This window comes from Paenibacillus hebaui, assembly GCF_051934385.1.
In the GTDB taxonomy this organism is placed as follows: domain Bacteria; phylum Bacillota; class Bacilli; order Paenibacillales; family Paenibacillaceae; genus Paenibacillus.
The window spans coordinates 1,825,887-1,848,590 of the sequence record NZ_CP196836.1; the positions used below are offsets into that span (position 1 = coordinate 1,825,887).

The 22,704-nt window shown below is 47.2% G+C and carries 17 protein-coding genes and 2 pseudogenes; 16 read left to right on the forward strand and 3 right to left on the reverse strand.

Features of this window, described 5'->3' with window-relative positions:
• The first annotated feature begins 184 nt into the window (after positions 1 to 184).
• Complete coding sequence (locus tag ACR32F_RS08320) at positions 185 to 1,405, forward strand: RtcB family protein (protein WP_440117882.1); 1,221 nt, start codon at positions 185 to 187, stop codon at positions 1,403 to 1,405.
• A 22-nt stretch (positions 1,406 to 1,427) separates the two neighbouring features.
• Positions 1,428 to 2,606, forward strand: a complete 1,179-nt coding sequence (locus ACR32F_RS08325; protein ID WP_440117883.1) for a DUF4272 domain-containing protein — start codon at positions 1,428 to 1,430, stop codon at positions 2,604 to 2,606.
• Between the two features lie 101 nt (positions 2,607 to 2,707).
• On the opposite strand, the gene ACR32F_RS08330 is transcribed toward ACR32F_RS08325, so the two are convergent.
• Positions 2,708 to 3,748, reverse strand: coding sequence for a LacI family DNA-binding transcriptional regulator (locus ACR32F_RS08330; protein ID WP_440117885.1), 1,041 nt, complete (start codon positions 3,746 to 3,748; stop codon positions 2,708 to 2,710).
• 520 nt (positions 3,749 to 4,268) lie between these two features.
• Here ACR32F_RS08330 and ACR32F_RS08335 point away from each other — a divergent pair.
• The 11 genes and pseudogenes from ACR32F_RS08335 (at position 4,269) to ACR32F_RS08385 (ending at position 17,847) form a co-directional block, all read left to right on the forward strand.
• Positions 4,269 to 5,645, forward strand: coding sequence for an ABC transporter substrate-binding protein (locus ACR32F_RS08335; RefSeq protein ID WP_440117887.1), 1,377 nt, complete (start codon positions 4,269 to 4,271; stop codon positions 5,643 to 5,645).
• Positions 5,646 to 5,769: 124 nt separating this feature from the next.
• Positions 5,770 to 8,697, forward strand: a complete 2,928-nt coding sequence (locus ACR32F_RS08340; protein ID WP_440117889.1) for an extracellular solute-binding protein — start codon at positions 5,770 to 5,772, stop codon at positions 8,695 to 8,697.
• A 75-nt stretch (positions 8,698 to 8,772) separates the two neighbouring features.
• Positions 8,773 to 9,684: a carbohydrate ABC transporter permease gene (locus ACR32F_RS08345; protein WP_440119742.1), complete on the forward strand. Its 912-nt coding sequence runs from the start codon at positions 8,773 to 8,775 to the stop codon at positions 9,682 to 9,684.
• Positions 9,685 to 9,686: 2 nt separating this feature from the next.
• Positions 9,687 to 10,550 carry a carbohydrate ABC transporter permease gene (locus ACR32F_RS08350; RefSeq protein ID WP_440117891.1) on the forward strand — a complete coding sequence of 288 codons (864 nt, stop codon included), beginning with the start codon at positions 9,687 to 9,689 and terminating at the stop codon, positions 10,548 to 10,550.
• Positions 10,551 to 10,561: 11 nt separating this feature from the next.
• Positions 10,562 to 12,028, forward strand: coding sequence for a gluconolactonase (locus ACR32F_RS08355; protein WP_440117893.1), 1,467 nt, complete (start codon positions 10,562 to 10,564; stop codon positions 12,026 to 12,028).
• Positions 12,009 to 12,629: a YIP1 family protein gene (locus ACR32F_RS08360; protein ID WP_440117895.1), complete on the forward strand. Its 621-nt coding sequence runs from the start codon at positions 12,009 to 12,011 to the stop codon at positions 12,627 to 12,629. Before ACR32F_RS08355 ends, ACR32F_RS08360 begins: the two co-directional genes overlap by 20 nt.
• 14 nt (positions 12,630 to 12,643) lie before the next feature.
• A complete protein-coding gene (locus ACR32F_RS08365) occupies positions 12,644 to 15,229 on the forward strand; it encodes a DUF5696 domain-containing protein (protein ID WP_440117897.1) in 2,586 nt (861 codons plus the stop codon).
• Entirely contained in the window at positions 15,226 to 16,125 is a 900-nt protein-coding gene (locus ACR32F_RS08370; protein ID WP_440117899.1) for a carbohydrate ABC transporter permease, read from the forward strand. Before ACR32F_RS08365 ends, ACR32F_RS08370 begins: the two co-directional genes overlap by 4 nt.
• 28 nt (positions 16,126 to 16,153) lie before the next feature.
• A complete protein-coding gene (locus tag ACR32F_RS08375) occupies positions 16,154 to 17,164 on the forward strand; it encodes a carbohydrate ABC transporter permease (protein ID WP_440117901.1) in 1,011 nt (336 codons plus the stop codon).
• 89 nt (positions 17,165 to 17,253) lie between these two features.
• On the forward strand, positions 17,254 to 17,472 hold the full coding sequence (locus ACR32F_RS08380) for a glycosyl hydrolase (protein ID WP_440117903.1): 219 nt from the start codon (positions 17,254 to 17,256) through the stop codon (positions 17,470 to 17,472).
• Positions 17,442 to 17,847: pseudogene (locus ACR32F_RS08385) on the forward strand (glycosyl hydrolase). Before ACR32F_RS08380 ends, ACR32F_RS08385 begins: the two are co-directional and overlap by 31 nt.
• Positions 17,848 to 17,939: 92 nt before the next feature.
• On the opposite strand, the gene ACR32F_RS08390 reads toward ACR32F_RS08385, so the two are convergent.
• Positions 17,940 to 18,209: a SunI/YnzG family protein gene (locus ACR32F_RS08390; RefSeq protein ID WP_440117905.1), complete on the reverse strand. Its 270-nt coding sequence runs from the start codon at positions 18,207 to 18,209 to the stop codon at positions 17,940 to 17,942.
• A 253-nt stretch (positions 18,210 to 18,462) separates the two neighbouring features.
• Between ACR32F_RS08390 and ACR32F_RS08395 the strand changes: the two genes are divergently transcribed.
• Positions 18,463 to 19,641 carry a DUF4272 domain-containing protein gene (locus tag ACR32F_RS08395; protein ID WP_440117907.1) on the forward strand — a complete coding sequence of 393 codons (1,179 nt, stop codon included), beginning with the start codon at positions 18,463 to 18,465 and terminating at the stop codon, positions 19,639 to 19,641.
• Positions 19,642 to 19,829: 188 nt separating this feature from the next.
• Positions 19,830 to 20,165, forward strand: a pseudogene (locus tag ACR32F_RS08400) (DUF5696 domain-containing protein); the annotation flags it as partial.
• Positions 20,166 to 20,480: 315 nt separating this feature from the next.
• Here ACR32F_RS08400 and ACR32F_RS08405 read toward each other — a convergent pair.
• Positions 20,481 to 21,878, reverse strand: a complete 1,398-nt coding sequence (locus ACR32F_RS08405; protein ID WP_440117909.1) for a hypothetical protein — start codon at positions 21,876 to 21,878, stop codon at positions 20,481 to 20,483.
• A 254-nt stretch (positions 21,879 to 22,132) separates the two neighbouring features.
• Between ACR32F_RS08405 and ACR32F_RS08410 the strand changes: the two genes are divergently transcribed.
• Positions 22,133 to 22,624: a hypothetical protein gene (locus ACR32F_RS08410; RefSeq protein WP_440117911.1), complete on the forward strand. Its 492-nt coding sequence runs from the start codon at positions 22,133 to 22,135 to the stop codon at positions 22,622 to 22,624.
• The last annotated feature ends 80 nt before the right edge of the window (positions 22,625 to 22,704 follow it).

Here is a 22,704-nt window from a genome sequence, read left to right on the forward strand (position 1 = left end):
TTTTGTATGATGTGAAATATAATATGATAAAATAAAACAATCCAAGATTACACAATAACGTGCGAAGGGGACTGCAATTGAAACGGCAATTGTATCATCCAGCAGGAAGTGATTTACTGCCCACATCACATAATTTTTGGTAATATATACAAAGAGTTTAATAAGACAGGAGGTTAACACAATCATGCGTATCGTGGATAACATCAAAGTCTGGGGGGAACCGCTGGAGAATGCGGTAAGTCAGGCAGTGACTTGCTCGCAGCATGGAGACGTACTGGGTGTGGCTCTGATGGCCGACCATCACAAAGGCTACTCGCAGCCCATCGGCGGTGTCGTCGCTTACCGGAATATGATCAGTCCGTCAGGTGTGGGATATGATATTGCCTGTGGAAACAAGGCTGTACGCACGAATCTGATGTGGGACGATATTCGGGATCGAATTGCAGCTATCATGGATGACATCAATTCGACGATATCCTTTGGCGTAGGCCGCAACAATCCAACACCCGTGGATCATGAACTGTTCGACGATTCGAGCTGGAAACTGTTTGACACCATTGAACCGGGATTACAACAGAAGTTGAAGACACTCGCACGTAACCAACTCGGAACCGTAGGCAGTGGCAATCATTTTGTGGATATTTTTGTGGAAGAGGCAACGGGAAAAGTATGGATTGCCAATCACTTTGGCAGCCGTGGTTTTGGTCATAAGGTCGCCAGTGGTTTTCTCAATCTGGCCGCCGGACGCAAGTTCAGTGGCAAAGCTCCCGGAGAGTCTATGGATCAACCACCTACATTGTTTGACCTGAACAGTGAAATGGGGGATATGTATTGGGATGGTATGACCCTGGCAGGTCGATACGCCTATGCAGGACGTGACTATGTCATTGAACAGGTGCTCGGAATTCTCGGGGCAAGTGCCGAATATGTCGTTCATAATCATCATAACTTCGCCTGGAAAGAACGACACATAGGTGAAGATGTTGTGGTGGTACGCAAAGGAGCAACCCCGCTGTCACCAGGTCAACTCGGTTTTGTTGGAGGTAGTATGGGAGATATCTCGGTGATCGTAGAGGGTATCCACAGTGAGGAGAATACCGAGTCATTCCGCAGCACCGTCCATGGGGCAGGGCGCACGATGAGCCGAACCCAGGCGGCTGGCAAAATGAACTACAAGCTGCGTACACGCATGGGCGGCGAGATTAGCGAGGCACAGATGCAGGAGGCAATTCGTGCCTATGGTGTCGAGCTGCGGGGAGCAGGTACAGACGAAAGCCCGTTTGTGTACAAAAAGCTGCAAGACGTGCTAAACGCTCATGCTCACACCTTGAAAATCAATCATCTGCTGCGCCCTGTTGGAGTTGCAATGGCCGGAGGCAATGAATTCGATCCATATAAGGACTAGTTGGAAAGAGAAGGTGAAATTCATGAAAAATTGTGCGATATACAGCTCCCAGTTTGACCTGGATCAGCTGTTTGAACTTATTCAATCCATTTATCCAGAGGATACGATTGAGCGTCAGGAGGACAAGACTCACATACAAGTGATTCAGAAGAAATGGTTCATTAAGAAAACAAAGGGCTTCAACATCATGACCAGCCAGACACATCCTGAGGAGTTTGCAGCAATGATTCAGGGAATGTTGGGATTTCTGGGTCAGATCGAGGGGCGTCATGCTTCGCTTCAGGAAAAGGTACTGATCAAATGTTCCACACTGAACATGGTGGTTGGAATTGAGACGGAAGATGACATCTCGGAGGAATTCTTTAACGAATTATTGCGTATGGCCGATGCTTTGGATGCCGTCATCTTCTGGGGAGGTGGATCTCTGCTCAATGCACAAGGCCAGCTACTGCTGGATGTTAATGGAGAATCCGAGGTTGAGGATTACACGGTGACAGCGCACACCAGTTTTCTGGACGATGTCAGACCTCCGTCGGAGTCTGCCATTCAGCGTAAAGAGCGGTCAGAGCAGCTTCTGACTGAACAAGGAATTCCGTACAATGAACATTTGCCTGCTAGGGCAGGGGATGAGCAGGCCGTGATCCGAAGTGAAGAGGAAGTCGCAAGGCGTGCGGTTGCCCTGTGTATTGCAGCACTCAAGGGTGAGTGCCTGGGAGCGGGGGAGAGTGCCGAAGATACAGCAGCACTGGTTCAGGAAGTGATCGACAAGTATGATGCAGCTTCGTTCTTTTCACCTGTGGAGAGAGGGTTTATAGAGCAACATGGGGCCGAGCATCAGGAGATTATCTCCTTTTCATGGGGTTACGAAGCTTATCATGTGATGTTCTGGGCGCTTGGCTACGTCAAGGAACTTGGAGCTCCGGTAGATCTCTGTAACGTAGAAAAGGCTGTAGGATATTTGCAAAAATGTGACGATGTTGAAGTCTTTATAGCCGGGGGACAGCTCCGCTCCAAAAACGAAATTCTGGATGCAGCAGACCTGATCTACCGATACAATTGGGTGTGTGTGGACAGTTGTGTGAAGGACCAAACACCTCCCGCGGGACTAAATGGAGGAGTAGCTTACGAACGTCACCGTGCACTCAATTGGCTAATCTGTTATCTGGATCAGGACTGGGATGATGTACGGACAGATACGTAGAATGAACGGTTAACTGGTTTTTATGACAACGAACCCGAAATACCCCCAAGCCAGCAGGTGACTGGCTATGGGGGTATTTTGATGTCTCGGCATATTATCGCTTATCCGCTAGTTCTTCCGTATTGTTCCCGAATCATAACATCTGCCAAAATCAGTTTTTTCTCCACACTGCTCTCCGGGTTTACAATGCGCCATAACATCTGGTCCACTGCGCGCGCACCGAGTAGCTCCTTGTTTACATTGACCGTGGCGAGCACCGGGATATTGTCGTACACATTGTCAAATCCGGTGACAACGCACTGATCAGGTACACGAATGCCCATGCTCTCCAAGGCTTCAATGGTATAGAGCGCATAGAAGTCATTGGCACAGACAAAAACTTCAGGCAAGTTATCGGTGTTGATCACCGAAGTGAAGGTTTGACGGAACTCATCCATTTCGGGGCTACTGAGTTCGGGAATCTGATTAATTTCCATCCCGTGGCCCATTAACACAGAAGTATAGGCTACCCAGCGTTCATAGAAGCTGTGCGCATCACTGGTATTTCCAACAAACTGGAATCTTTGAAACCCCTTGCGAAGCAGATAGAGCATGATTTCACGCATGGATGCAAAGTTGTCGGTGAAAATGCTGTCACTGTGGAAGACCGGGTCCAGATGATCCACCATGACGACCGGAATTCCAAGACGCTTGATTTCAAGCAGGATGGGTGTCGAGATTGAACCAACCGTGATGATGCCCCGAATGGCGTCCGGGTTTAATAGCGTGAACAACTGGTCTGCAGAAGGTTCTGTAAGGGTGAGAATATTGATTCCCTTCTGGTTCAGTCTGGACGATATTCCGTTAAAGACCGGTCCCCAGTAGACGGATTCCTGATTCTGATAACGAACATTGGGAAACAAGATCAAAATCGTTCCACTCCAGCGCGTGTTCTGCGGGTCCTGAAGTTCATTGCTGCTATACATATCACCAGACAACATGCTGTTATCTTTGAAATATCCAAGTTTGCCAGCGGCCTTGAGAATGACGTCCCGTGTCTGATCACTAACACCGGATTTTCCTGACAGAGCACGTGACACCGCGAATTTCGACAGACCTGTAAAATGTGCAATTTCCTGAATTGTTACCTTCGTCTTCATCATACCATCCTTACACTCGTAGTTCTGCCGTATTCTTTACATTGTTGAATCAAACTCATTCTAGTATATCATGATGTATTTCTCTTAATCTAATAACGGACGGAGAATTAAAAATGTTAGGAATCACTACCATTTAATGATGTAAGTTAAACTCAAAGATGAACGTATTTCAGAAAAAAAAGACGTTTTTTGTCTTAAAAATTATCTATTTGTTATTTATTGAAAATAACAAAATGGGTGGGTTGATTATCGGTGTATATTTTTGTGTACTCAGAAGTTGAGAGCGGTAAATACGCTGTTTTAAAAGATGTTTTGGTGATTTATCAGCAGTTTAACAGCATAAAAAGAAAATGTTAACAACAAAAATGTTGACGCTTACATTTGGCTATGTTAAATTTTGTTTGTTAAAAGAAAACAAAAAAATAACAAATGGTGGTGGTCATTGTATTTTCATTAGGTGATCAGTAAGGCGTCTATTTATGCTGGACCATGATGGGTATATTTCGGGGAGGTTGTTAAAATTATGATTAGAAAATGGAACGTTTTACCTCTAATGTTGTTGGCGGTAATGCTGTTTGTATCCGCTTGCAGCGGTGGAGGGACAGCTCCGACGGGTACTGATGCAACAGCCAATTCAGGCAACAGCACCGGGACCGCAGAGACAGACAAAGAGGGCGGAGCGGAAGAAGCGACAGTCGATGTGCCGGATTTGGGCGGACGTGTCATCAAGGTTGCTGCCTGGTGGGATCTGAAACCGGCGGGGGAGACCGCGTCTGACAAAGCACGTCTGGATAAAATCGCTGAAGTTGAGAAGAAATATAACGTGAAAATTGAGTTTGTAAACGTACCATTCGAAGAATACATGAATAAATTCACAACGACTGCGCTGGCTGGCGAACCGTTCGCAGACATCGTACAGATGGAATATAAATCCGCACTTCCAGCCATCCTCAAAGGGCAACTGTTGCCCATCTCCGAATTCACCACAGCTGAGAACAACATCAACCAAGAGGCCAACCTTATGGCCCAATATCCTGCCATTGCAGGCAACTACTACGCCTTCGATTCTCCAACTAGCATCGGTCTGGGGCTGCATTATAACCGTGACTTGTTCAAAAAACTATCTCTGCCCGATCCCCAGGAACTATATAACAAAGGCGAATGGGATTGGGACAAATTCATGGAACTCGCCAAACAGGCAACCAAAGATACGGATAACGACGGCAAAATTGACGTGTACGGGTTTTCCGGCTGGGCCATTGATGTACTTCGTCACTTTACTGCAGCCAATGGCGGCACGATTGTAGATGACGAAAATTCGAAAGAAGGATTGTCCGATCCGAAAACGATTGAGGCTGCCGAATTCGTCAAACGCCTATATAACGTAGAGAGTGTCGTGAAAGTCAAAACAGGCGATAAAACGAACTGGGAGGAAAGCAATACATTCAAGGATGGGGACGTTGCCTTGTTCACCGCTGCAGAATGGCAACTGGGAGATATCACCTTTGCTGCTGGAGTCGTACCGATTCCAAACGGCCCTCAGGGCAGCAAGGATGTAACGTACGCCAACAATGCGGCCTCAGCGAAGTTCATTCCCAAAGGTGTGGAAGATCCTAAGATGGTATACCAAATTTATGAAGAGACCTTCGACATCCCACAGATTGAAGAGTATCCGGGTCAGGATTATCTGGAGAGCCGTTATACCGACGAGAAGGACATCGCCATCATTCGCGAGCATATCGCGGGCACGGGGCGCATCCTGCTGGATGATGCCTACGCGGGATATCCGATCGGTGATTATGTAAACGATATCATCAAAAACAATGCTTCTGTTACTGCAACAGCTGAGAAGTATAAAGCACAGGCACAAGCCGCAATCGATAAACTCGGCAAACAATAACACCAGCAGTTACTCAGGCAGAGGTGCCGCGTGCCGGAGATCATACACGGGCACCTCTTTTCCTGAATGAATCCCTGACAATAGGGTGCAGCTGGCATCAGCCTTGATGAGGAGGACTCGTAGAATGGCTGGAATTCTACAACGAAAGAAATGGATCCTGCCCACAGTAATCGTAGCGGCGGCAGTCTGCGTCAACCTTTATTTTATTTCCGGTGCAGATGTGAAGAGTGCAGATGTTTCGCCAAGCAGTTTGCCTGCGATTGAGGTGGATGCGATCTTGCAGCAGACCCGGCAGAAGAAGGGATATGAGCAATACCTGTCCAAAGCAGGCGAGGCTTCACAGCCGGGAGTGGATATCACCATTGAAGCATCAGACTACATACGGGCTGAGGGTGAGAAAGTCCGCACATTAAATGATTATGAAGGCAAGGAAGGTGTGTCCCTGCATACCGGAGAGACTGGGGAGGTCGACTGGGTTATCCATGTGCCGGAAACCGGCCTGTACAACCTTTCCGCTGTTTATTTTCCCGTAGAAGGCAAGAGTTCCGCGATTGAGCGCGCATTGTACATTGACGGTGAACTTCCGTTTGCGGAAGCCGCCTATTTGCAGTTTGACCGGATATGGGGCAACGAGAAAAAAGCTGTCGAGCAAGATAATCAGGGGAATGACCTTCGTCCGAAACAAGTGGAGAAACCCCGCTGGATGGAAGAAACGTTTCAGGATTCAGATGGGTACGAACAGGCGCCATTCAAGTTTTATCTGGAAAAAGGGGAACACACGCTAACGCTTAAATCCTCTCGTGAACCAATGATTATTCGATCCTTACGGCTATTCAATGAAAAGACAGCCATACCGTATGCGGAGACTACAGGAGCACAGCATACGGATTCTTCCGGGCAACCGAAGAATGTACTCATCCGCATTGAAGGGGAAGCGGCTGTTGCCAAATCTTCTCCAACGCTATACCCGACCAACGAAAGATCAAGTTCAGCGGTATCTCCTTACAGTGCTTCCCAGGTACGCATCAATACGATTGGTGGGTATAACTGGCGTCTGCCAGGACAATGGATCGAATGGGAAGTGGATGTGCCGGAGAGTGGACTTTATCATATCGGTTTTACCGCACAGCAAAATTTCGTCAAAGGCATCTATTCCACACGCAAACTGACCATTGACGGTGAAGTGCCGTTTGCAGAGATGACGAAAGCCCCTTTTCGTTACCAAAGTGACTATCGCATTGACGTGATGGGCGGTAAGGAAGCCTACAAGTTTCAGTTGGAAAAAGGCAAACATGTGATTCGGCTGGAGAATAGCCTCGGTGACTTCGCCCCACTCATCCGCAATGTGGAGGACAGTCTGTACAACCTGAACTCCATGTACCGAAGAATCCTGATGATCACAGGCACCAAGCCCGATGAATTCAGGGATTATCGGGTGGAGAAGCAGATCCCAAATCTGCTGGAGGTGTTCAGTGGCGAGAGCAAAAGGCTGAATGAAATTGCGGCGCAGCTTCGCATCCTGTCAGGTCAGTCCAGCGATCAGGAAGCGTTGATCAAAACGATGGCCCAGCAGCTGGACGAGATGATTGACAAACCGGATACGATTCCAAGAAGGCTTGCCGCTTACAAGACGAACACAGGCGGACTTGGGACATGGGTGCAGCAAGCACGCGAGCAACCGCTTGAGATTGACGCATTGTACGTCACTTCGATCGACCGCAGTATTCCTGGAACAGGCATGGGACCGCTGGCGAAACTAGCTCATGAAGCGAAGATGTTCTATCATTCGTTCTTCATTGATTATAACCAGATCGGGAATGTAGCCACATCGGAAGATCAGCGCACGGTTACAGTCTGGATCGGTAGTGGACGGGACCAGGCGAACACGATGAAAGCGATGATTGATGAGACGTTTACGTCAGAGAGTGGCATCAACGTCAATCTGAAGCTGGTCAACATGGGGACGTTATTGCCAGCAACCCTATCGGGTGAGGGGCCGGATGTAGCGATGCAGATCGGCAATGATCTGCCCGTGAACTTTGCAATGAGGAACTCGGCTGTGGATTTGACGCAGTTCAGTGACTATAGCACGGTAGAGCAGGAGTTCAGGGACAGTGCCATCGTACCGTATGCCTATGATTCAGGTGTGTATGCCTTGCCGGAAACACAGACCTTTAATATGTTGTTTTACCGTAAAGACGTGTTGGAAGAGTTGGGTCTTGAAGTTCCCCAAAACTGGGAGGATGTCGAGGGTCTGCTGGCCATTCTGAGCAAAAACCATATGGAATTCGGCATGCCGGTCGTGACCCAGGCCAATATGCAGGGCGTCAACATTCCACCTAATTCGCAGTATGCTACCATGCTGCTTCAGAATGGCGGCTCCTTCTATCGCAACGATGGCAAGGAATCGGATCTGGATTCCCGTATCGGTATCGAGACGTTCAAGCAGTGGACGGAGTTTTATACGGATTACAAGCTGGAACGGGAATATGATTTTGCCAACCGTTTCCGGACAGGACAGATGCCGATTGGCTTGACTGATTACACCATGTACAACCAATTGTCTGTATTCGCACCGGAGATCCGCGGACTGTGGGGATTTGTTCCTGTTCCGGGTACGGTGCAAGCGGATGGAACATTGAATCGGGACGTTCCGGGCGGGGGCAGTGCGGTCATGATGCTGGAGAGCGCCAAGGATCAGGAAGCTGCGTGGGAGTTCATGAAATGGTGGACCAGTACACCGGTTCAGGCTGAATTCGGCCGTGAGATGGAAGGGTTGATGGGGGCGGCTGCACGTTATCCAACGGCCAACATCAAAGCGCTTGATTCGCTTCCATGGCCGGCCGAGGATTATGCGAACCTTAAGGCACAATTCGAAACCGTGAAGGGAATTCCCGAAGTGCCCGGCGGTTATTTCACCGGACGCCATCTGTTCAATGCATTTTACAAGACGGTTGTTGGCGAAGTGGAGGCCAGGGAATCCATTATGGATTACACCCAATATATCCAGGACGAGATTCGCATCAAGCGTAATGAATTTGGTCTTCCGTAAGCAGAGGGAGGGTTAACAGTGCCACAAATATCACTCCGAGACGGACAAAACAGTCCTCCTGAGAAATCGCCAAGGATGGGCATGAAATCATGGTGGAGCTGGAAGCTTCAAGAGATGAAGGCGAGCAAACATTCCTATGTGCTGCTTGCACCTTTTATGATTCTGTTCACCATGTTCACCGTGATTCCGGTTGTCATCTCAATCCTACTGAGTTTCACATACTTCAACATGCTGGAGTTTCCACGGTTTATTGGCTGGCAGAATTATACCCGGCTATTCCTGGAGGATGAGGTATTCCTGATTGCCATCAAAAATACCTTGCTGTTTGCCATTATTACAGGACCGATCAGTTATATTGCCTGTTTCGTGTTTGCGTGGATTATTAATGAGTTAACGCCCAAATGGAGAGCGTTCATGACGTTGATTTTCTATGCACCCTCCATCTCGGGGAACGTCTATTTTATATGGCTCATGATTTTTTCGGGAGATCGTTACGGTATTGCCAACGGACTCCTGATCAAATGGGGCATTCTGCTGGAGCCGATCCAATGGCTGAAGACGGAAGCTTATATTATGCCGATCCTTATTCTGGTGCAATTATGGCTCAGTCTCGGAACCGGATTCCTAGCATTTATCGCTGGATTGCAGACCGTTGACCGGACGTTATATGAGGCAGGAGCGGTCGATGGGATCAAGAATCGCTGGCAGGAGCTTTGGTATATCACCCTGCCTTCGATGCGTCCACAGCTGATGTTCGGTGCGGTCATTCAACTCACAACCTCTTTTGCTGTGGCGGATGTCTCGATTGCACTGGCCGGGTTCCCGAGTGTTAACTATGCGGCAGAGACGGTCGTTACCCATTTGATCGACTTCGGTACAACGCGGTTTGAGATGGGTTATGCGTCGGCGATTGCAACCGTGCTGTTTATGATTATGGTGGGCACCAACTTGCTGGTACAGAAACTGCTTCGAAGGGTGGGAGAATAGCTATGGCTGCAATTGCGACAGGCAAAAAGCGGGTGAACCGCTCTTTATCGGGAAGCCTCTCCCTGTTTGCCCTTCTGCTCGTATTTGGTGCCTTCATGGTACTGCCGCTGATCTATGCGATCAACAATGCCTTCAAACCATTGGATGAGATTTTTACTTTTCCACCGACACTATTTGTCAAAAATCCAACATTCAGCAACTTCACCGATCTGATGAATCTGCTGAGTGACTCGTGGGTACCATTCTCACGTTATGTATTCAACACGGTATTTATTACGGGCATTGGCATTGTGGGTCACGTGCTGCTCGCTTCCGCAGCAGCCTACCCGCTTGCCAAGCACAAATTCCCGGGCAAAACGTTCATGTTCCAGGTGGTTGTGCTGTCCCTGATGTTTACACCTGCCGTGACGGCGATTCCGAACTATATGATCATGTCATGGCTCGGTTGGATCGATACGTATTGGGCCGTCATTATTCCGGCATTTGCCTATTCACTCGGTTTGTATCTGATGAAACAGTTCATGGAGCAGATCCCGGATGCACTGCTGGAAGCGGCCAAGATTGACGGAGCGAGTGAATACCGGATTTTCTGGTCCATCGTGATGCCGAATGTGAAACCGGCCTGGCTCACATTGATTATCCTGCTGTTCCAGATGCTGTGGGGAAGTGATGGCAATGGATATATTTACAGTGAGCAGTTGAAGACACTGCATTATGCAGCAGGCCAGATTATTCAGGGCGGAATATCCCGCGCCGGAGCGGGTGCAGCGGTGGCACTTATTTTAATGAGTGTGCCGATTACACTGTTTATTTTCTCACAGAGCCGCATCATTGAGACGATGGCGAGCTCAGGCATGAAGGAATAAGGGGGAACGATATGGCACGCACAGTGAAAAGATGGCTTGTTCTCCTGGCGGCAGTATCCCTGCTGCTGGTGAATGCCGTGCCTGCGGTGGCCTCCCCGGCGCCGTATGAGAGTTATAACTACAACTACTGGAAGGAAGCCGTTCCATCACCGGATGCCTATCTGCCGCAGTTCACCATTTCGGGCAGTGATCTGGGTATTGGCGAATTCAAAGACCCCAGTGATATAAACGTCTCTCCTTCGGGGAAAATCTATATTTTGGACAGTGGCAACAGCCGGATTGTCGTATTGGACACGGATTATAAGCTGCTGGGTGTTATTGAAGGCTTCATGATGGACGGCAGTAAAGAAAATTTCAGTGTTCCGGGTGGACTATTTGTCGATGAAGAGGAACAGATTTATATCGCCGATACGGGGAACAGTCGTGTGGTTGTTCTGGATGCGGAAGGCGCACTGAACCATATCATCACGAAGCCGGAGTCCGACATTCTCGCGACCAATTTTCAGTTTCAGCCAGTGAAACTGACGGTTGACCGTGTAGGTCGAGTGTATGTGGTGGCACAGGGTGTCTACGAGGGAATTATGCAGTTTGACGAGAATGGGAAATTCATTGGATACGTCGGTACCAACAAGGTGGAGCGGGACTACGGCGAATATATCTGGCGTATGTTCTCGACCAAAGCGCAGCGGGCACAGATGGTCCTGTTTGTACCCACGGAGTTCTCCAATGCGGATATCGACCATAAAGGCTTTGTATATGCCACGAACATCGATCCCGGTTCCAATGAACCGATCAAACGTCTGAATCCGTCGGGTGAAGATGTGCTGAAGCGGTTTGGTTATTTCGAGGTGAAAGGGGACATTAAGTTCCGTAATAACCCGGGCCCATCCAAACTGATTGATGTGAAAGTGTTGGGCAACGGCGTGTACAGTGTGCTCGATGCAACACAGAACCGGGTGTTCACTTACGATGACGAAGGTCATCTGCTCTACATCTACGGTGGCAAAGGAAACCAGGTGGGCACGCTCAAAACACCTGTCGCCATTGAGCAATCCGGTGATCATCAGTTGGTTCTTGACCGGGGGAAGAGTAATCTTGTTGTCTATGAGCCGACAAGATTTGGAGCCCGTGTGAATGAGGCGGTTGCACTTCATTATCAAGGTGAGGATACAGAGGCTGTACATATATGGAAAGAAGTGCTGAAGCTGAACGCCAACTATGATATTGCCTATATCGGTATCGGCAAATCCTTGCTGATGGAGAAGAAAAACGAGGAAGCTCTGGGTTACTTCGAACTTGGGATGGATCGCAAAAGTTATTCTGTCGCGTTCAAAAGGTATCGTCGGGAGATGATGAAGGAGCATTTCGGCACCTTTCTGACACTTGCCATCGCGCTGATTTTCATTCTGATCCTGACCCGATTGGCGGTTAAATGGAGACGGAGGAGGCAGACTGATCGTGAAGCAGGATTACATTAAGTTTCCACTGCATCTCATTTTTCACCCCATTGATGCATTCTGGGATCTCAAGTCGGATAACCGGGGCCGGTTGCTTGTCGCTTTTGCAGCACTGGCGCTTACCATTGTCATGATGATCTTGCAAAAGCAATACGCGGGATTTCTCGTCAATTACGTCGATCCTCGCACCATTAACAGCATACTAGAGATCGCGACGATTGCGGTGCCGTTCTTTCTTTGGTGCACGGCCAATTGGGCGGTAACGACCTTGATGGAAGGGGAAGGCAAGTTCAGGGAAATCTTTCTGGCGACAGGATACTCGCTCTTTCCGGTTATTCTGGTCTATGCCCCGATGATCGTCATCAGCCGGTTTATGGTGCAGGAGGAGACTGCTTTTTATTATCTGTTCAATAGCATCGCATTCTTCTGGTTCCTGCTGCTCCTGTTCATCGGCATGATGACAGTACACCAGTACACGGTGATTAAAACGGTGATAACGATGCTGCTAACAGTTATTGTGATGGGCATTATCGTATTCCTCGGAGCACTGGTGTTCAGTATGTTACAGCAGTTATATGAATTCGGGTACAACATTTATCGCGAGTTGATTTTTCGAACCTAAAGGAGGCGGCATCCGTGATCAAAAGAAAACGATTATATACGGTGCTGGCCGGTAGTGCAGCTGTGATCCTGATTGCAGCCGGACTGCTGTATATAAACAACAGGGGAGTACCTGCTGTAGAGGTAACGGCTTATGTTGAGGCTTCTGCAGAAGTGACGGCAACTGAGGCGGGTTCAATGCAATTTCTTAGCGACTCTTCTCAGGGGGTGCCAGGTATGCAACTGGTCGCTGAGGACCAGGGACTGGCACTGTATTATAACGAAGAGACGACCGAAATCGCTGTGCGTGACGGGAGCAGCGGAGAAATCTGGTACAGCAATCCGAAAGAACGTGCTGAGGATGGTCTTGCTTCCGGCTATGAGAAAGACGTTCTATCGTCCCAGTTGAACGTGTCTTTCCGGGACGCGATCGGGACGCTGGAGAACTTCCCGAATTTCAGCTCCAGTATCAGCAATAAACAATTTGCAGCCGTCAATGTGGATCAGGGGATTCGAATCGTCTACACCCTTGGGGATACTTCTCTTGGCATTGACGCGCTGCCCAAAATGATCAGCAAACAGCGTCTGGAAGAGAAGGTTCTTTCGAAACTGGATGCTTCCGTCGCAAAATACACATCTGCACGTTATTATCCAACCAAGAATAATCCGGATGTATTGGAACGTTTGGACGGCCAGGTCTCAAAACAACTGGTACTAAACAAGATGCTTGAAGCGTTCAATACGGCGGGGTATACGGCGGACGATCTTGCTTTTGACAATCAGGAAAACGGGGTCGAAGGCGGTGGTGCATCGGATAAGCCCAGCTTCGTCATTCCGGTGGAATATCGGCTGGATCAAGGTTCATTGGTTGTGACGGTGCCTCTAAGTCAGGTGAAAGAAAGCGGACAATACCGCATTCGCAATATGGATCTGCTCGCCTATTTCGGTGCGGCGGATACGAAGGATGAGGGTTATATGTTTGTACCCGACGGCTCAGGCAGCCTGATCCATTTGAACAACGGAAAGATCAAGGAAGAGCAGTATGTACAGCGCGTGTACGGTGCAGACCCGAACGATAATTCGCTCAGTCGACCTCAGGTCAGTGAGTCTGCGCATATGCCTGTCTTTGGTTTGAAGAACGGGGAACATGCCTGGTTTGCTGTGATTGAAAAAGGGGACGGCATTGCCAGTATCTCTGCGGATATTGGAGGCAGGCAAAATAGTTACAACCATGTCTATAGTACCTTCTCCCTGCGGGGTGAGGATGAGCTGGAGATGTATACTTCACAGAAAATGCAGGAGATTCAGCTGCTTAGTGAAGAGCCGTTCCGTGGTGACATTCAGGTCAGATATCATTTCCTTAACGGGAAAGCTGCCAGTTATTCCGGCATGGCTCGCTTGTATCAGCAGCAATTAGTACAACAGGATGTACTGAAGCCGCTGGAAGATCAGTCAGAACTACCTTTTTACGTCGATGTGCTTGGTGCGGTGGACAAAAAGGCTTCATTCCTGGGTGTGCCCTATCGGACGGCGATTGCCATGACCACTTACGAACAGGCCTCAGAAATTGCCACGAAGTTGCAGCAGGAAGGTGTGAACCACATTCAGATGAGGTACCAGGGGTGGTTCAATGGTGGTTTCAGCCATCGTATGCCAACCCGGGTGAAGTTGGACGGTGAGGTGGGGAGCCGTTCCGAACTACAGGAATTGTCTGCCCAGCTGAAGCAGTCCGGAGGAGCCCTGTTTCCGGATGTAGCCTTCCAGCGGATCTATCACGATGATTGGCGTTTTGCGCCATCTTCTGATGCAGCACGATTTGTAACCAAAGAGACAGCCGAATTGTATCCATACAGTCCAGCCCTCAATCGGATGGACCAAAACAAGGATAGCTATTATCTGCTTTCGGCCGCCAAACTTCCTTATGTGGTGAGTGAGTTTGCCGAGAAAATAAACAAACTGGAACTTAGCGGATTATCACTGCGTGATCTTGGGCAGGTACTTTCCTCTGATTATCGCGATAGCCGTGTGATTCACCGGGAGACGGCAAAGAACATTGTGAAGGAACAGCTTGGCCAATTGCAGCAGGTTTATCCAAACCTGATGGTATCATCGGCTAACGCCTATGCTTGGGGATATGCCGAGCATATCGTGGATGTACCTTCTGGTTCCAGCCGATTCAACATTACCGATGAGGAAGTACCCTTTTACGAAATGGTTATACATGGATACATGGACTATGCGGCTTCCGCCATGAACACGTCAGGGGATCAGGATTTGCGCAAACAACTGCTGCGTAGTCTGGAACTTGGTGCAGCACCGCATTTTCAGTGGAGCTATGAACCATCATCCAAGCTGAAGCTGACGAATTATGATTCGGCTTACGCTACAGAGTATGCGTATTGGGTGGATGAAGCCGTTGAATTATACAAGGAAGCGAATCAGGTCTTACGCGGTGTGAGGAATCAGCAGATCGTCCAGCATGAACAGATTCAGGCCGGCGTGGTCCGGATCACATACAGTGGTGGGGGTTCCATCCTCGTGAACTATACCGCTGAACCGGTGACGGTTGATGGAATTACGGTGGGCGGAGCGGATTATGCGCTGGAAGGAGTGAACGGATGAGAACCATTCGATTATCCCTAAAATCACGGAGAGCACTGCTTGGGCTTGCATTTATCTCGCCGTGGCTGATTGGCTTCATCTTCCTTTTTGCCACGCCGCTACTGCAATCGATTCGGTTCAGTTTCAGCAATTTATCCGTTGCTCCTGGAGGGTACGTTCTTGACTTTGTAGGACTGAAAAATTTCAAGGATGCCCTTCTGGTTGACGCTACATTTAATCGGATTTTGATTGACTCGGTTGGGGCGATGCTGCTGAATGTGCCCATGATTCTGTTCTTCAGTCTGTTCACGGCAACCCTGCTCAATCAGAAGTTCAAGGGAAGAACGATGGCACGCGCCATCTTTTTCCTTCCGGTTATTCTGGCCTCCAGTGCGGTAGCTGCTGCAGAGTCCGCTGGTCTGATCAATCTCATGGGAGACGCTAGTGCAGTTGATGCATCTGCCGATGGTGGAGCCTCATTCAACGTCGTTTCCATTGTGCAGATGCTGGCCAATGTGGGTTTACCCATAGCGTACGTGGATTATATCGTTGAAGCCATCATGCGGATCTATGAGATTATTAGCAGCTCTGGGGTACAGATTCTGATCTTCCTCGCCGCGCTGCAATCGGTACCGGGTTCGATGTACGAAGTAGCCAAGATCGAAGGGGCAACGGCTTATGAATCGTTCTGGAAAATTACATTTCCCATGGTCAGTCCGTTGATTCTGACGAATGTCATCTATACGATTATTGATTCGTTTGCGGGTAGCCCTGTGACGCAGGCCATCTACCAGACGGCGTTTAAGACCCAGAACTTCGGTCTGAGCTCAGCCATGTCCTGGCTGTATACACTGGTGATCGGTCTCGTACTGGTCGTTGTCGGCTGGGTACTGTCGAAGCGGGTTCATTACAACTGACGGTTAACGTTGAAGGAGGCATCAGACTATGGCTGTGTCGGGAACGGATCGTATGGTGGTGGTTCCGAGGGAAAATTACCGCATGCAGAAGGTCAGAAACAAGACTTCGGACCTCCTCTATTCCATATTCAGATATGCACTGGTCATTGGCATTTCATTTATTATTTTGTATCCGTTGTTTCTTAAAATCTCGGTAACATTCAAAGATAAACAGGATATCTATAATCCAACCATCTACATGATTCCCCAGCATTTTACGCTGGATAATATCAAGCTTGCGGCGCAGGTGATGGATTATCTGCCATTGCTGGCGAACACCTTGTTGTTCGTCACGATCACGACGCTCTTGACAGCGATATCCTGTGCGTTTGCCGGATATGGCTTCGCCCGTTTTTCTTTTCCAGGCAGCAATCTGCTGTTCGTATTGGTGATTCTCACCATTCTGGTGCCGACAAGTACGTTGATGGTACCCATGTATCTGCATTTCCGCAGCTTTGACTTTCTGGGCATCATTCAGCTGTTTACGGGCAGGGATGGCATCAATCTGCTGAATACGTACTGGCCTTCCATGATTACCGCGGCAACAGCAGGAGGGCTGAAGGCGGGGTTGTTCATTTATATTTTCCGTCAGTTCTTCAAAGGCATGCCGAAAGAAATCGAAGAAGCGGCCCTAATCGACGGTGCGGGTGGATTTCGAACATTTGCCCGCATTATGCTGCCCAACGCGATTTCACCGCTGATTACCGTGATTTTGTTCTCCTTTGTCTGGCAGTACAATGATACGTTCTATTCGGCACTGTTTATGAGTGAAAGTCCGCTGATCTCGCTGAAGATTGCTTCATTGCCTGCTCAGGCAAACCAGTTGATACCCCAACTGATGGGCTTTGGTTCAAACTCGGGTATCAAGGCAGATCCCAACTATGTCGCGATGATCGTGGATACGGGCATTTTGCTGGCGATTGCACCGCTGATTATATTGTATCTATTTGTACAGCGGTATTTCGTGGAGAGTATTGAACGTTCTGGTGTGGTGGGTTAAGCGGGGTCGGCTTAAGGCATACATCATATGTGATTCAATCTTTCAAGGTTTCGACTGATGTGCACTATGCCATAGATGGGGGAGTAGTTGTGACGGATCGTCAAATAAGCAGTATTCTGGTCAACGAAGCAGCGACTTTCGAGGCGAGAGAACTGATGAAGTACTTGGTGGAGAGTTATGGGAAAGCAGTACTTTCGGGTCAGCAGGATTACAGCAATCTGAACTGGATTAATGAGAATACATTGCAAAGCGGCTATACCGCCTGTTATATGATCGGGTGGTTAACGAGTTCCAGCTGGACAATCTGATCTGGGTCTGGAACTCCGAAAAGCCCGAATGGTATCCGGGAGATGATGTGGTAGACATTGTGAGTGTGGATGTATATGCGAAAGCAGGGGATCACGATCCACTTGCTGAACGTTACGATAACCTGCGTGAGCTGGTGCAGAATAGTAAAATTATTGCACTAGCCGAGAACGGCTCCATCCCTGAAGCAGATGAAGGAACAGCGTGTATACTGGAGTTGGTTCTGTACCTGGACGGGTGGATTCCTGAGGGATGTCAATCATAATGAAGTAGCCTATTTAAAAGAAGTGTACAACAGCGAAGAGGTCATTACACTGGATCAATTACCAAAGTGGAGCTGGAGGAGGGGCTACCATCTGAACGTATACCCAACTTAAAAAAGCGTCAGCAAGGCATAAGTGAATTATGCGAATGCTGACGTTTTTTTATATGAGACGTTTTCTTGTGAATGGGTGGAGTCCTGAATGAGCTAACCTGTGGTGCTGGATACCAGGGCACTGATTTTCGGGAACAATGCCTCATTTGAAGTGAACAGAATGTAGGACTGATTGGTTGTACGGATTAGGATCGTTTCGGATGCGCCATACGCTGCGCCTATTCGAATGGCTGATGGTTCGCTACCACCATAAGTATCGTCAAGAGTAACCACTCTGATATCTGCGATCGGAATCTCAATTTTGGAAAACTGCCAGCAAATCACAAGTTGATGCTCTACTTGCTGTACTTTGATACTTAACATAATACGCCCTCCCTTAAAGCGCTGCTGAGAATAAACGCTCTTTGTTATTAGTTTATCACTAAAAACACACGGAAACGGAGAGTGCAGAACCAGTCTGAAGAAGCGAAGCGTGCGCCTTTATCACCTGATTTTTCCCTTAAAAGGGGAATCGAAAAATCTGGGGATAACAGCGATCGGAAGGTTGTTCTGTCATCGGAGTGACAGTGTAAATATTCATTAGTTGAACTTATATAGAGAGAAGAAGGTGAACCTCATGAGAAATTGTGCGATATACAGCTCCCGGTTTGACCTGGATCAGCTGTTTGGACTTATTCAATCCATTTATCCAGAGGATACGATTGAGCGTCAGGAAGACAAAACTCATATTCAAGTGATTCAGAAGATATGGTTCATTAAGAAAACAAAGGGCTTCAATATCATGACCAGCCAGACACATCCTGAGGAATTTACAGCAATGATTCAGGGAATGTTGGGGTTTCTGAGTCAGATTGAGGGTCGTAGTGCTTCGCTTCAGGAAAAGGTACTGATCAAATGTTCCACACTGAACATGGTGGTTGGTTTTGAGACGGAAGAGGACATATCGGAAGAATTCTTGGGCGAATTATTGCGCTTGGCCGATGCTTTGGATGCTGTCATCTTCTGGGGAGGTGGATCTCTGCTCAATGCACAAGGCCAGCTACTGCTGGATGTTAACGGAGAATCCGAGGTTGAGGATTACAAAGTGACAGCGCACACCAGTTTTCTGGACGATGTCAGACCTCCGTCGGAGTCTGCCATTCAGCGTAAAGAGCGGTCTGAACAGCTTCTAACAGAGCAAGGAATCCCGTTCAATGTTCATTTGCCTGCAAGAGCAGGGGATGAGCAGGCCGTGATCCGAAGTGAAGAGGAAGTCGCAAGGCGTGCGGTTGCCCTGTGTATTGCAGCACTCAAGGGTGAGTGCCTGGGAGCGGGGGAGAGTGCCGAAGATACAGCAGCACTGGTTCAGGAAGTGATCGACAAGTATGATGCAGCTTCGTTCTTTTCACCTGTGGAGAGAGGGTTTATAGAGCAACATGGGGCCGAGCATCAGGAGATTATCTCCTTTTCATGGGGTTACGAAGCTTATCATGTGATGTTCTGGGCGCTTGGCTACGTCAAGGAACTTGGAGCTCCGGTAGATCTCTGTAACGTAGAAAAGGCTGTAGGATATTTGCAAAAATGTGACGATGTTGAAGTCTTTATAGCCGGGGGACAGCTCCGCTCCAAAAACGAAATTCTGGATGCAGCAGACCTGATCTACCGATACAATTGGGTGTGTGTGGACAGTTGTGTGAAGGACCAAACACCTCCCGCGGGACTAAATGGAGGAGTAGCTTACGAACGTCACCGTGCACTCAATTGGCTAATCTGTTATCTGGATCAGGACTGGGATGATGTACGGACAGATACGTAGAATGAACGGTTAACTGGTTTTTATGACAACGAACCCGAAATACCCCCAAGCCAGCAGATCACTGGCTATGGGGGTATTTTGATGTCTTGGCATAGTATCGCTTATCCGCTGTGTCTTCCGTATTGTTCCCCAATTATGACATCAGCCAAAATCAGTTTTTTCTCCACATTGCTCTCCGTATTGTGGATGTGCCTTCTAGTTCCAGCCGATTCAACATAACCGATGAGGAAGTCCCCTTTTACGAAATGGTTATTCATGGATACCTTGACTATCCGACTTCCGCTATGAACACGTCAGGGGATCAAGATTTGCGCAAACATCTGCTGCGTAGTCTGGAACTTGGTGCATCACCGCATTTTCAGTAGAGTTATGAACCATCATCCAAGCTAAAACTGACGAATTATGATTCGGATTACGCTACAGAGTATGCATATTGGGTGGATGAAGCCGTTGAATTGTACAAGGAAGCGAACCAGGTTTTTCGCGGTATGAGGAATCAGCAGATCGTACAGCATGAACAGATTCAGGCAGGTGTGATCCGAATCACATACAGCGGTGGGGTTTCCATCCTCGTGAACACCGGGCATTTTTCTGGCGATTGCACCGCTGATTATATTGTATCTGTTCGTACAGCGATATTTTATGGAGAGTATTAAACGTTCCGGTGAGGTGGGTTAATTGGGAGATTGCTGCCTCTTCTGGCGGAGATAATGATCTGTTTTATAACAAGACTTCCGAAGATCCGCCAAAGTGAAGTTTATGGTACAGCCTATTCATTTGGTTTGGCAAGATATGAAGGCCCGAGATCTATAAAAGAACTTGGGCCGGATGTTACCTTTTTATTTGGAGATAACTGTAATTCCTGAGAGGTTTAAATCACTGTAAGTAGTCCAGATAGGCTCATACACTTTATAGGTTCCAGGCAGTACAGAACTTTGGGTACTAGTTAGAGTCACAACGCCAGTATGGGTACCAGCCAAGTCAAATGTCCAGCCCTGGAGCGAATTGTCATAGGCGTAGTTAGTCAAGATGGGGCCTCCACTATCGCCTCCCATGGAAGTATATCCTGTGGCAAGTATTTCATTATGTTTGTATCCGTACCCAGCCCCTCCCCAATAAATATCAACATTTGAATAAGCGATTTTCCCTGAAGTAGTAGTACCGCTATTTGCTCCCCTTAAATACACTGTATCTCCAGGGGTATCACTAACATAAACACCGGTAACCATAGCCATATTTGAAGTGGATGGGTATGGAACTCTTGGACGTCCTGAATAATCAGAGTTTAATGTTATATATCCAGCATCCGATGAAGCATTTGAACCATCCCCTGAAGATGTTGTTCGGAATGTGAAATTTCCAATAGTAGAGTAACTCCAAGTGGGTTGGTACCAGGCATTGACTGTGTTTGTTGGTTGGCAATGACCAGATGTAACTAGCACCTCTTGGTTATTTTGATTTACTCCGAAGTACCCTGCTGTACAAACACTGTAACTATATTTATCTTCACTTACTTTTTGGTAATCCCCTCCTATTTTTGAGCCCATAGGGAACTGAGAACCGTAATTAGTATTATCCGTTTCAATTTTGAGTGAAGAAGCTGGTAAAGTTGTGAATTCAAGCATATCTGAGTTTTCAATAAGATTAGCAAATGTTTCTTCACTAAGTTTAGCACCTTCATCCATCGCTACAATTAGTCTATTATTTTGTACATCCGGAATAAGGGCGCGAACGGTACCGGGCTCAATATTTTCTCTAATAGTTTTCTTCGCATCTTCTATATCTTTCCAAGAGAATTTTGTGACCTGAAACTCAATTTTGTCGCCATTTGGAACCGAATTTATAACTTTTGTTTTCAATTGTTCTGAATCTTGAGTAATCTGTACTACCACTGTTCCCTTATCTTCAGAGTAATAATGTCCCGAAAATTTTGTGGGTTCGTTTTCTATTAATTTTTTAATTATAGGAATATCATACTTAATTCTGTTTTTCTCCACATAATTACCTAAGAGAGATGTAGTTTGGAGCTTTTCTTGAGAGTTGAACATTTGCAAGGGATATGGAGTTTCGTTCAAATTGTTTATCTGTGTGTATTCTGCAATATCCCAGATGGACCCGGTTAAGGTCTTCCATTGATAATCATTATTTGCTTCTGCACTTGAAATTCCACTCATATTGAAGCTAAGTAGCATAGACGAAACTAGAGTAACTAAACCTATTAATTTTTTGACTTTCATCTTAATCTTCCTTTCTCTTTTGTATTAGAACTGTTCAATAGACTTACAGACGAAGAGTGTAGTAAGTTCCCCCCCCCTTTTTTTTATTTTCGTCCTTCATGGAATATTATACAATTAAATGATATATTTGTGTTTTATTTCGGTGATAATTCATTGAATAATATCCATTTTTGTAATTTTTGATCAATAAAATATCCAATTATGAAACAATTTCTGAATATTCTACGTCTGTTCTGAAAGGGAGGTGAATTAGCTTGAAATTGTTTATCGCTTTGTTTGTTTGCCTAAGTTTGTGTGGTTGCCAATTACTAGAAGAGGATAAAGCTATGCTGAATGCATGGGAGGGATCACCTAAATTGGAGAAGCAAGAAGACTCTCTTTTCTCGGCCAATATCTCGGCTCCAAAGAAAGTAAAGGCCAATGAAATGTTTACAGTCATAGGTAATTTTGATGTGAAGTCCAACCAAAAACTGCATATAGCCAGCAAGGAGAAGGTCTTTACATTTCTGGTCAAAGATAGCAGTGGACGACAGATTAATTCTTCGTTTGTCACAGATGTAGGCAAAATTCGTGAAATTTCTGGAAAGAAAACCATTACCGAGAAATTTAATTATAAGATTAAAGAGCCAGGCGACTATGAGATATCTGCTGTTGCCGAATTTACTTTAACTAAGAACGGCAAGGCCAGCAACTACACTTTTAAAACAAATACCCAAAGAATTGAAGTTATTGTAGATGAGCAATAGAAGGAGAAAAACAAGCGCCTTTACCTCTAAATCTTTAGGGCGCTTGTTTACTTCCTTACCAGATAGTTTGTACCTTAGGA

Bases quoted from the DNA above. Each gene is read 5' to 3' on its own strand.
- ACR32F_RS08320 (WP_440117882.1), top strand. From the start codon at position 185: ATGCGTATCGTGGATAACATCAAAGTCTGGGGGGAACCGCTGGAGAAT.
- ACR32F_RS08325 (WP_440117883.1), top strand. From the start codon at position 1,428: ATGAAAAATTGTGCGATATACAGCTCCCAGTTTGACCTGGATCAGCTG.
- ACR32F_RS08330 (WP_440117885.1), bottom strand. From the start codon at position 3,748: ATGATGAAGACGAAGGTAACAATTCAGGAAATTGCACATTTTACAGGT.
- ACR32F_RS08335 (WP_440117887.1), top strand. From the start codon at position 4,269: ATGATTAGAAAATGGAACGTTTTACCTCTAATGTTGTTGGCGGTAATG.
- ACR32F_RS08340 (WP_440117889.1), top strand. From the start codon at position 5,770: ATGGCTGGAATTCTACAACGAAAGAAATGGATCCTGCCCACAGTAATC.
- ACR32F_RS08345 (WP_440119742.1), top strand. From the start codon at position 8,773: ATGGGCATGAAATCATGGTGGAGCTGGAAGCTTCAAGAGATGAAGGCG.
- ACR32F_RS08350 (WP_440117891.1), top strand. From the start codon at position 9,687: ATGGCTGCAATTGCGACAGGCAAAAAGCGGGTGAACCGCTCTTTATCG.
- ACR32F_RS08355 (WP_440117893.1), top strand. From the start codon at position 10,562: ATGGCACGCACAGTGAAAAGATGGCTTGTTCTCCTGGCGGCAGTATCC.
- ACR32F_RS08370 (WP_440117899.1), top strand. From the start codon at position 15,226: ATGAGAACCATTCGATTATCCCTAAAATCACGGAGAGCACTGCTTGGG.
- ACR32F_RS08375 (WP_440117901.1), top strand. From the start codon at position 16,154: ATGGCTGTGTCGGGAACGGATCGTATGGTGGTGGTTCCGAGGGAAAAT.
- ACR32F_RS08390 (WP_440117905.1), bottom strand. From the start codon at position 18,209: ATGTTAAGTATCAAAGTACAGCAAGTAGAGCATCAACTTGTGATTTGC.
- ACR32F_RS08395 (WP_440117907.1), top strand. From the start codon at position 18,463: ATGAGAAATTGTGCGATATACAGCTCCCGGTTTGACCTGGATCAGCTG.
- ACR32F_RS08405 (WP_440117909.1), bottom strand. From the start codon at position 21,878: ATGAAAGTCAAAAAATTAATAGGTTTAGTTACTCTAGTTTCGTCTATG.